The 11,091-nt window shown below is 27.4% G+C and carries 9 protein-coding genes; 6 read left to right on the plus strand and 3 right to left on the minus strand.

What is annotated here, in order from left to right:
• Nucleotides 1–7: 7 nt before the first annotated feature.
• Nucleotides 8–2,146 (minus strand): viral A-type inclusion protein, encoded by a 2,139-nt coding sequence (locus tag Q0H31_RS05585; RefSeq protein ID WP_295296244.1) that lies wholly within the window; start codon nt 2,144–2,146, stop codon nt 8–10.
• Nucleotides 2,147–2,274: 128 nt separating this feature from the next.
• On the opposite strand from Q0H31_RS05585, the gene Q0H31_RS05590 reads away from it, so the two are divergent.
• The 5 genes from Q0H31_RS05590 (at nt 2,275) to rarD (ending at nt 7,020) form a co-directional block, all read left to right on the plus strand.
• Nucleotides 2,275–3,657: a DNA polymerase III subunit delta' gene (locus Q0H31_RS05590; RefSeq protein WP_295296245.1), complete on the plus strand. Its 1,383-nt coding sequence runs from the start codon at nt 2,275–2,277 to the stop codon at nt 3,655–3,657.
• 19 nt (nt 3,658–3,676) lie between these two features.
• Nucleotides 3,677–4,702 carry a hypothetical protein gene (locus Q0H31_RS05595; RefSeq protein ID WP_295296246.1) on the plus strand — a complete coding sequence of 342 codons (1,026 nt, stop codon included), beginning with the start codon at nt 3,677–3,679 and terminating at the stop codon, nt 4,700–4,702.
• A 158-nt stretch (nt 4,703–4,860) separates the two neighbouring features.
• On the plus strand, nt 4,861–5,457 hold the full coding sequence (locus Q0H31_RS05600) for a superoxide dismutase (protein WP_013243789.1): 597 nt from the start codon (nt 4,861–4,863) through the stop codon (nt 5,455–5,457).
• Nucleotides 5,458–5,495: 38 nt separating this feature from the next.
• Nucleotides 5,496–6,032, plus strand: coding sequence for a rubrerythrin (gene rbr, locus Q0H31_RS05605; RefSeq protein ID WP_295296247.1), 537 nt, complete (start codon nt 5,496–5,498; stop codon nt 6,030–6,032).
• A 130-nt stretch (nt 6,033–6,162) separates the two neighbouring features.
• On the plus strand, nt 6,163–7,020 hold the full coding sequence (gene rarD / locus Q0H31_RS05610) for an EamA family transporter RarD (RefSeq protein ID WP_295296248.1): 858 nt from the start codon (nt 6,163–6,165) through the stop codon (nt 7,018–7,020).
• 79 nt (nt 7,021–7,099) lie between these two features.
• Here rarD and fabV (Q0H31_RS05615) read toward each other — a convergent pair whose 3' ends face one another.
• On the minus strand, nt 7,100–8,275 hold the full coding sequence (gene fabV / locus Q0H31_RS05615) for an enoyl-ACP reductase FabV (RefSeq protein WP_295296249.1): 1,176 nt from the start codon (nt 8,273–8,275) through the stop codon (nt 7,100–7,102).
• A gap of 161 nt (nt 8,276–8,436) precedes the next feature.
• Here fabV (Q0H31_RS05615) and Q0H31_RS05620 point away from each other — a divergent pair, with 161 nt between their 5' ends.
• Nucleotides 8,437–9,402: an FkbM family methyltransferase gene (locus tag Q0H31_RS05620; protein ID WP_295296250.1), complete on the plus strand. Its 966-nt coding sequence runs from the start codon at nt 8,437–8,439 to the stop codon at nt 9,400–9,402.
• A 56-nt stretch (nt 9,403–9,458) separates the two neighbouring features.
• Here the strand turns inward: Q0H31_RS05620 and fabV (Q0H31_RS05625) are convergent, their stop codons facing one another.
• Nucleotides 9,459–10,637 (minus strand): enoyl-ACP reductase FabV, encoded by a 1,179-nt coding sequence (gene fabV, locus Q0H31_RS05625; RefSeq protein ID WP_295296251.1) that lies wholly within the window; start codon nt 10,635–10,637, stop codon nt 9,459–9,461.
• Nucleotides 10,638–11,091 lie beyond the last annotated feature (454 nt).

The following is an 11,091-nucleotide window of genomic DNA, read 5'->3' on the forward strand; positions in this document are numbered from 1 at the left end:
TAAATTATTATAGTATCTGTAAAGCTATAACAACTACTATAACTACCGCAGCCAAAGAACCCATAATTATAGCAAAGTTGTTTGCTTTATTTTTTTCTGATAATTCTGCCTCTTTTTGTCTTATGAGCATTGCATCAGTTGTCTTAAATATATTATCATATTGTCTAGCCATATCATCTCTAAACTCTTTGTTTTTTTGTTCTTGTTTTTCTATTTGTCGGTCTGTATATTCTTTTAATTTTTCTTTGTCGCTGTTAAACTCATTTATAATAGTTTTAGCATTGTTTAGAGTTGCAATATAATCGCTGTTTTTTATGCTGTTTTCTTCTATTTTTCTATTTGTATATTCTATTAATGTGTCATAATTTCTATCGTATTTTTTTAGCATGTCATTCATTCTTGTTTCCATGCTGCTGCTGAAATCTCTGTTTTTTCTATCCTGCTCTTCCATTTTTAAGTTAACAGCATTATTTATATTTTTTACAAGCTCATTATTTTTATTATTTTGCTCTTCTATCTTTTTATTTGTATATTCCATCAATGTTTCATAGTTTTTATCATACTTCTCAAGCATGTTATTTGTTTTTGATAATATTTCACTATGATTTTTATTCATTAAGTCATTAAACTCTTTATTCTTTTTATCTTGTTCTTCTAATTTCTCATTTATTGACTTATTCATTACATTGAAGAATTCTTTGTTTTTAATATTTTGTTCTTCTATTTTTTTGTTAGTATAATCAATTAATGTTTCATGACTCTTATCATATTTTTCAAGCATATTATTTGCTTTAGAGAGTATTTCATCATAATTCTTATTTATTAATTGATTAAATTCATTATTTTTTCTCTCCTGTTCTTGTAATTTATCATTCATAGCATTATTTACTGTTTTTAAAAACTCTTTATTTCTAATATCCTGCTCTTCTATTTTTCTATTTGTATAATCTATAATAGCCTCATGACTTTTATCATACTTCTCAAGCATGCTGTTTGTTCTTGCCAATATCTCATTATGATTCTTATTAATTAAGTCATTAAACTCTTTATTTTTCTTATCTTGTTCTTCAAGTTTTATATTTACAGAATTATTGATAGTCTTAAGAAACTCATCATTCTTTTTAGCTTGTTCTTCTAATTTTTTATTAGTATAGTCAATCAATATTTCATGACTCTTATCATATTTTTCAAGCATTTCATTTGTTGTTTTTATTATTTCATTATGATTTTTGCTTATTAAATCATTGAATTCTTTATTTTTTTTGTCTTGTTCTTCAAATTTTATATTTATAGAGTTATTAATAGTTTTGAGAAACTCCTCATTATTTTTTACTTGTTCTTCTAATTTTTTATTAGTGTAATCAATTAATATTTCATGACTCTTATCATATTTCTCAAGCATCTCGTTAGTTGTTTTTATGATGTTTTCATTTATGTCTTTATTTTTTTTATTGTTTTCTTCTATCTTAACATCATTTCTTTTATCTTGCTCTTCAAGTTTTGTATTCATAATCTCATTAAGAGTTTTTATAAATTGCTCATTTTTAATATTTTGCTCTTTTAATTTTTCTTTTATATCATCGTTAATATTATTTATTAGTTCGCTGCCTTGTTCTTCTAATTTTTTATTAGCGTTTTGTATTAATATTTCATTTTTCTTTGTATTTTCTTCCAATAATTCTGCTGTTTTCTTTAATAGCTCTTCATTTAATTTGGTATTTTTTATATTGTTATCTTCTAATTTTAGATTTATTACTTCATTAATATTTTTTATGATGTCATGATTTTTAATATTTTGTTCTTCTAATTTTTCTTTAAACTTTTCATTAATAGATTTTTCAAATTCACTATTTTGTTCTTCTAATTTTTTATTTGCATTTTGTATTAATATTTCATTTTTTTGAATATTCTCTTCTATTAGCTCATTTGCTTTTTCTAATAAAATTTCTATTTTTAAGTCTATGTCATTTATAGAGTCTAAATTTCTATTTAAAGCTTCTATATGATATTGTAAATTATTGATTCCTTCTTCGGCATTATCCAATCTTTCAGAGTTTAATAATATTTTTTTGAATAATCTTTTATTCTTTTTTTCCATTTCTTCTAAATCTTCTCTTGATATATTATTGTTATTTTCTAATGACATAATGAAATCCTTAAAAATTTATTTCTTATACTATATAATATATAATATATATGTAAAATATCAAATTTATATTGCTATAAATTTTGTTATAATTTATAAATTAAATATAAAAAAATGGAGAGAGATAATTGGCTAAAGTATTAGGGCAAACAACACCTTTAAAAATAATGTCTGGTATATATAAAAGCGGCAGGCTTCATCATGCCTATTTGTTTTACGGAGAAGAGGGGGTTGGAAAATATGAAAGTGCTTTAAATTATGCTAAAGTTCTTTTATGCGAAAGAAATAACGGCACTTATTGCGATGAATGCGAATCTTGCAAAATGATAGATAATTATAAACATCCTGATGTTGTGGTGGCTGGCACTGATGAGAGATTTAGAAATGCTGAAATATATTTTAATCAATATTTAGAATATAAGCTTCCTCATTTATTTAATAATTTTTATACAGAATGCCGCTCTATACTTTATAAAGTGGAATCTATGCTTTTTGACAGTTATGATAATTATCCTTTAAGTGAACCGAAAGAATATATGCTTGGAAACAAAAAAGAAAGCTCGAGATACGCTTTAATAGAGCCTTACTATTTGGCTGTTAATTACACATTAAATGAACTTAATGAAGATAATATTGAGTTTATAGATTCTATTTTTAGAACTAAATCAAAAGATGCACTTAATATAGTAAAAGCTAAAGGCGGCAAAAAGAAATATTCTATAGATGGTGATTTTTTCACAGCATTAAAAAAAATACATTATAATATAATTCATACGGTTATACCATTAGACACTATTAGAAACATAATAGAGATGACATACAGAAAACCAAGATTAGGCAGAAAGAGAGTAGTGATAATAGAGGGTATAGAATTAATGGATAAAAGAGCTCCTAACATTTTTTTGCGTACTTTAGAAGAACCATCTGATAATAACATATTTATTTTGATAACTTCAGATACAAATAAATTGGTTCAAGATGGAATGAAGCCTTTAATATCACGTATGATGGAGCTTAGGTTTTCATCTCTTTCAGAAAATACTTTAAGGTCTATATTAATGAAAAGATTAAGGCTAAATGAAGAGAAAACAGCCTTAGCCCTTCAATATTCTTCAGGAAGTATGTCTAAAGCTATAAAATATTTGCTTGACAAAAAATCAAATACAAGCGATAATATTAGGGAAGTATTATTGTCTTTCATAGATGCAAGTTTAAATAATAATGCCTCAAAAGTGTCTTCCATCATCACCCTCCTCTCAGAAGGCGAGTATGATATTATAGATACTATAAGAGAATTAATTAATATCCTTAAACAATCTCTGGAAGATAAATATCTGGAAATAGAAGAAAGAAGCTATATACTTCCTAATTCCGTTTCCGATATAAGTATTATATGGGCTATAGATGAGTTAGATTATTTAGTTAATACTTTATTAAATACTAATAGTCAGCCAAAAATGATACTTTATAAGGCTTTAAGCAACATTTATATATGGCTAAATAATTATTAAAAACTTATAGGAGTTATACATGAAAAAGCTATTTCTTGTATTAAGTGTGATGATTTTATCATTAAATTTTGTTTATGCTCAGGAGGAAGCACAACAAACTACTGAACAGCAGACAACAACAACTCAAGAGCAAAATACTGATGCTGCCGCTTCAGAAAATACAAATACTGTAGAAGGTATAGTGCCTTTCTCACCTAATTTTGCAGATTTGAGAAATGTAGATGATGCTGCTTTAGACAAAGAGTATAATATTCTTCAAACTAATTTAAATATTATAAGAGATGATTATCTTTTTAGAGTATTATATAAAGCTAATAAAATATTAGAAAATTACACTAATGTTAATTTTACAGATACTAATGAAATGTTTTATAATGCTATTAACTATTATGACTTGGTAGCTAGACCTATCTCTACTGATAATAATGTTGACTTGGGTATTAATGAGATTTCTAAAGCTATCGAATTATATAATAGTATCAAACCTACTTATGAAATTTTAGGAAAAACTAATGAACTTGCTAAAACTGATTATGAGTTAAACCTTTATGCTGGTATACTTAATTTATTCAAAGGTTCTCCTAGTTATTATTCAATGAGCAGATATCACTTTAACAAAGCTTTGGAAAATGAAGTAAATAATCAAAACTCTACTACTAACTTAATAATGCTCAATACTTATTTAGCTGGAGTTAATTACTTATTAGCTAATAATGCAAATACTGGTGATATTAGAAAAGTTTATTATCTTAATGAAATGTTTAATAACTTATGGGATTTAACTACTTTGAAAAACCAAGATGAAAATATTAAATCTGCTAAGTATAAACTTCTTATCACTAAATATCATAAAATATTGTATACAACTTCTGATAGATTTAAAGCTATATATTCTAAATATTATGATGAGTTAGGTTTCGTATATGCTAACACAGAAGATGAAGTATTATCTAGAGAAGTAGCTCCTGTTTATAAAGAAGGAGAAACAAACGAAGCTAACACAGCAAATACTACTACTACAGAAAATACAGAAGCAGCACAATAATTAAGAATAAAAATTAACTTAAGGCATGTCAATTTTAATTGGCATGCCTTATTAATATATATTACTAATAAGTTAATTGTATTATTTAATAAATACACTTGACATAAATGAAAAATAGTTTAATATTTTTATTGTTTAATAAATAAAGGAGATAAAATATGTTTGAGTTAATGAAATTGCCTTATGGCAAAGAGGATTTAGCACCATACATGTCTTCAAATACTTTAGACTTCCATCATGGCAAACACTTAAATGCTTATGTAACAACAGTTAATGATTTAGTGTCTAAGGATAAATCATTGGAAGGTAAAAGTATAGAGGAATTAATACTTCTTTCTCATAACAATAGTGAAAAGCAAGCATTATTCAACAATGCTGGTCAGGTTTATAACCATGAAGAGTTTTTCAAGATGTTAAAGAAAGATGTTGCTATACCTGCTGAAGTAAAAAGTAAAATAGAAGCAGATTTTGGCAGCTTTGATGCTTTTAAAGAAGCATTTACTACAGGCGGCAAAACACAATTTGGTTCTGGCTGGGTATGGTTGGTATTAAATAATGGTAAATTGGAAGTTAGAAAATATGCCAATGCTATGAATCCTATTGCTGATAAAGTACATGGCGTTTTAACTTGCGATGTTTGGGAACATGCTTATTATTTAGATTATCAAAACAGAAGACCTGATTTTCTTACTACTTTTGTAGAGCATTTAGTAAATTGGGATTATGTAGCAGAGAGATTAAATAAGGCAAAATAACTTAATTTTTTAATTATACAATTTAAGGAGAAATAAAAATGAAAGATTTAAAAGGAACAAAAACAGAAAAGAACTTACATGATGCTTTTGCTGGCGAATCTATGGCTAGGAACAAGTATACATATTTTGCAAGCGTTGCTAGAAATGAAGGTTATGAGCAAATAGCTGCAATATTCCTTGAAACAGCAGAAAATGAAAGAGAACATGCTAAAGTTCATTTTAAATATCTTAACGGTATAGGCGACACTCTTCAAAACTTACAATCTGCTTGGGAAGGCGAGAATTATGAGTATGAAGAAATGTATCCTACTATGTCTAAAGAAGCTGCTGCTGAAGGTTTCGATGAGATTGCTCATTCTATGAAATTAATCGGCGATGTTGAAAGAGAACATAGAGAGCGTTATGCTAAATTAAGAGAAGCTGTAAAAAATGGTACAGTTTTCAAAAGAAATACTAAAGTTCAATGGAAATGCAGAAACTGCGGATATATATATGAGGGTGAAGCTTCTCCTGAAATTTGTCCTGCTTGTAAACATGCTAAAAAATTCTTTGAAGTTAGAGTTGAAAGCTATTAATTATAATAATTAATTAAAAAATAATAGGGGGCTTAAATAAAGCCTCCTTTTTTTATTTACAAATAATGTCTTGAAAATATTTAAATTGAGTTTATTATATTTCAAAAATTTAATGGAATATAATAAACTTATGTATAACAATAATAAATCTATTTTTCTTGCGGCGAGTGCTTATATAATGTGGGGGCTTCTTCCTATATATTGGAAAGCTGTTCAGAATTTTGATTCTGCTTTTGTGCTTGGGGTTAGGGTTATCACCACTTTTATATTTACTCTTATTATAATAATATTTAAAAAAGCTAATCTATACAGAGGCATTAAGCCTTTAATGTTAATTTTTATAGCAGGTGTTTTTCTTGGGGTTAATTGGTTTTTATATATTTACACTGTAAACTCTGGAAACGTATTAGAGGCAGGACTTGCTTATTATATAGCTCCTATTTTGAGCATATTAATAGGCATAATATTTTTTAGAGAGAAAAAAACTCTATTAGAATATTTAGCTATTGTTTTAATGTTTATTGGAATGATATATCAAACTATTACATTAGGCAAACCTCCTATAATGGCATTTTTTATAGGTTTAACTTTTTCTGTATATGGGATATTAAAAAAGATGACTATATACTCAGGTTGGGAGAGTTTATTTTTGGAGACTTTATCTATATTAATACCTTCAATTATTATATCAAAACTTTATTTTCCAGTATCCCCACAGCCAATCAATACTTGGATAACTTTAATGTTTGCAGGAATTGCAACAGGCATCCCATTATACTTATATGCAAAAGCTGCTAAATCTTTAGAAGTTTCTACTTTAGGTTTTTTACAGTTTTTTGTTCCTTTGCTTGCAACATTGCTTGCTATATTTGTGTATAAGGAAGAGTTGAATTTTAATAGAGCTATTACATTAGCGATTATTATATTAGCAGCTGTTCTTTATGCTGTGTCAATATTTAGAAAATCTAAAGCTAATAAAAAATTATAACTTTATAAATAATTTAAAAAATAAAAAGGGCTATACAAAAAGTAAAGCCCTTAATTAATAATTTGTTTATTATAAAAAATTATATTTCTACATCTTTAGAATAATCTATTCCTTCAACTTCAAATCCATGCATATTCATATAATCTTTTCTAAACATAGACATATCAGCTAACTCTTTTAAATTATCCTGATTAAGTATTTTCCAAACATTTAATACTTCTTCTTGAACGTCCTTTTTAAGCTCCCAATCATCAAGTCTAATTCTATTAACAGAGTCTAAAGGTATATCTCCTCCATTAAATAATTTATCACTCAATAATCTATACATCTGTTCTATACAGCCTTCATGTAATCCTTTAGCCTTCATTATTTTAAATAATATTCCAATATAAAGAGGCACTGTAGGTATAACAGCAGAAGCCCTTGTTACAACAGCTTTATTAACAGATATATAAGCATGTCCATTTATTTTTTTCTGCATTTCTTTATCTAATCTATGTGCAGTGCTTTCTATATGGTCTTTAGCTCTTCCAATAGTTCCTTCTCTGTAAACTGCTTTAGTTATTTCCGGTCCTATATAAGAATAAGCTATATTAATTGCATTTTCTGCAAGTAAATCTGCTTCAAGCAAAGCATTAGTCCAAAGCTCCCAGTCTTCTCCGCCCATAACTTTTACAGTGTTTTTTATATCATCATCGCTTGCAGGCTCTATAGAAACATTTAATAACTCTTCAGTCATGAAATCTATTCCCATACCCTCATATTTTTTACCTATAGGCTTTAAAGCAGAACGGTATAAAGTACCAGTTTTTTCATCTGTTCTCACAGGAGCAGCTAAACTATATATAAATAAATCTATCTTTCCGTCAAAAAACTTTTTAGCTTCTTTTATCACTTCTTCTTTTGATGCATTTAAAAAAGCGTCCAAATTAAGACTTACCTCTTCTATGCCGTCTCTTTTAGCACATTCACTAAAAGCCATATTATTATACCAGCCGGGTGTAGCTGTTCTTCTTTCTGTAGCTGCTTTTTCTAATGAAACTCCCATAGTTTTAGCTCCAAGTCCATAAGCTATAGCAATTCTGCTTGCAAGTCCATATCCTCCAGAGCTTCCTAATATAAGAGCATTTTTTACATTTGATTTTATCTTTCCTTTAGATTTTACATAGTCAATTTGATTTTCTACTTCCTTTCTGCATCCTAATGGGTGAGCTGTAGTACATATATTATTCAATATTTTAGGCGCTACTATCATTTATGTATCTCCTTTAATAAAATTATTATCTTAAAATATAGGTATACTTTATAATAGAATTCTATTTTTTTCAATAAAATAAAATTTATAATAATAATTACATATATATTTTTTTTATTTTTTTATATGTTATACTATAAAAAAACTTTTATGGTATTTTTATGAATAGTGTATCCAATGAATTGTTAAATGAATGCAGAAAAAAGTTAGGAAATAAGTTTACGAGAGAGTTTATAGAAGAAAAAGAAGATAGCGATAATTTTATAAAAGCATTAATTAATACAGATTATTTTGATATTTTTTATAGCATGCTTAAAGAGGATTATTCAAAAAATATTTTTAAAAAAATTGTATTATATAGATATATGCTTGCTTTTTATAGTGATGCGTATACAAATATAAATAAAAAAATAATATTGAGTATAAGATATGGAATTATAAATATATTTTCTTGGAGCATAAAGAGAATATTATTTTATTTAAAAAAACATAAATATCCTAATGAGATAGAGAATTTTTTATTATTTTATATATTTGGTTTAGAGCAGTATAATGTGAAAGATGTATTTGAAGTGAAAGGGGATAATGTATTATTTGATGTTGGTGCTTGGAAGGGAGACAGCACTTACTTTTTTTCTAAGAAAAGCTCTAACAATGCTAAAATATATGCTTTTGAGCCAGATGATAATGCATATAATGTTCTTAAAGATATTAAAGATAAATACAATCTTAACAATGTAATACTTCAAAATGAGATTTTTTTAGATTGTGAGAGAGATATAGATTTTATTTCTATGACACCAAATACTCCAACTGTAAAAAAGCATGCCATTACTTTGGATATGTTTGTAGAGAGAAACAACATAAAAAATATTGATTATATAAAGATGGATGTTGAAGGAGCAGAGCAAAAAATTTTAGAGGGTGCTGTAAACACAATAAAAAAATATAGACCAAGTTTAGCAGTTGCACTTTATCATGGCGGAGAGCTTTTTATGGAAGATTTTTTTAAGATACCAGTGTTTATAAAAAGCATTGCAAATGATTATGAGTATTATATAAGAAGTTATTCACCTTGGGGCGGAGAGACTATTCTTTTTTGTAAGCCAAAAGAAAAAACTAATTAAAAATAAAGGCATACCTAAAAAATAGATATGCCTTATTAATATTTTCTTATTATATATTATATTTGAACATCAGCGTTATAATCAATGCCGTCTAAACCAAAGCCATGAAGATGTAAATACTCATCTCTAAATTGATTTAAATCTGCATTTTGTTTTAATGAATCATTATCTTTAATTTTATCCCAAGCAAGGGCAACTTCTTTTTGTACGTCTTCTCTAAGCTCTAAGTCATCTAATCTTAATCTTTGTTTTTCATCAAGTATAAAGCCTTTATCAGAATAAATTTTTTCTCTGAACTGTCTATACATTTGCTCTATGCAGCCTTCATGGATATTTTTATCTTTCATTACTTTAAACAATATGCTTATATATAAAGGCATAGCAGGTATAACAGCAGAAGCCCTCGTAACAACCGCCTTAGCAACACTTACATAAGCATGACCATGAAGTTTTTCTTGCATCATTTTGTCAATATTTATAGCAGTTTCTTCCAAGTCATCTTTAGCCTTTCCAATAGTGCCGTCTCTATATATAGCTTTAGTCATCTCTGGTCCTATATAAGAATAAGCCAAAGTTAAAGCATTTTCAGAAAGCATATCTTCTTTTATTAGAGCCTCAATCCATAATCTCCAATCATCTCCGCCCATTACTTTCACAGTAGCTTTAATCTCTTCTTCATTAGCAGCAGGCATATTTACTTGTATAAGCTCTTCAGTCATAAAATCAACGCCGAATCCGCTATAATCTTTTCCTATAGGTTTTAAAGTAGAACGATATGTAATGCCTTCTTTTTCATCTTTTCTAATACCAGTAGCTAAACTATATATAACGCAGTCTATTTTTCCGTCAAAAAAGTTTTTAGCCTCTTTAATGATATTTTCTTTTGAAGATTCTAAAAAAGCATCTCCTACTATAGTTTTTTCTTTAAGACCATCTCTTTTAGCAAACTCACTAAAAGCCATATTGTTATACCAACCCGGTGTAGCAGTTTTTTCTTCTGATGCTGCTCTTTCAAATGATACGCTTAAAGTATTTGCATTCATACCATATGCTAATACTATTCTGCTTGCAAGTCCGTATCCGCCAGACCCTCCAAGTATTAAAGCGTTTTTTATATTTGACTTTATTTTTCCTTTTGATTTAACATAGTTAATCTGATTTTCTACTTCTTTTCTGCATCCTAATGGGTGAGAAGTTCTGCATACATTATTTGCTATTTGAGGTTTTACTACCATAATTATTAATCCTCTCTTTGTTTTTAATTAATTTTTATTTAGCATTAAGGATATATCATATTATATATTTTTCAATAGCAAGCATATGATGCTTTTTGTGTTGTATATTAACTATCTTAAAAGTATGCATTAAAAATTTTTAAGTTTGTCAAAAACATATGGTATTATTTTATAATCATATTTATTCTTTAGATATAAAACTTAAATAATTGCACTTTCGCGAAGCGTGCCCGTGTAGGGTACACACCCCCAGTTCTTTTACTGAGTAGCTACCTTTCGGTATTGGTATAAAAGAACCTTATATCCTTCGGATACGCTTCGCGAAGAACTGCATTTTTATTATAAATTTCATAATTTAATTGTACATTAAAATGCATTCCCCCGCACGACTAAGAAGTTATAATTAAAGCATAGCATTACCGTGCGGCAAGGTGGTACAGCTCGTACGCGGGAA

This window comes from uncultured Brachyspira sp. (assembly GCF_934747485.1).
In the GTDB taxonomy this organism is placed as follows: domain Bacteria; phylum Spirochaetota; class Brachyspiria; order Brachyspirales; family Brachyspiraceae; genus Brachyspira.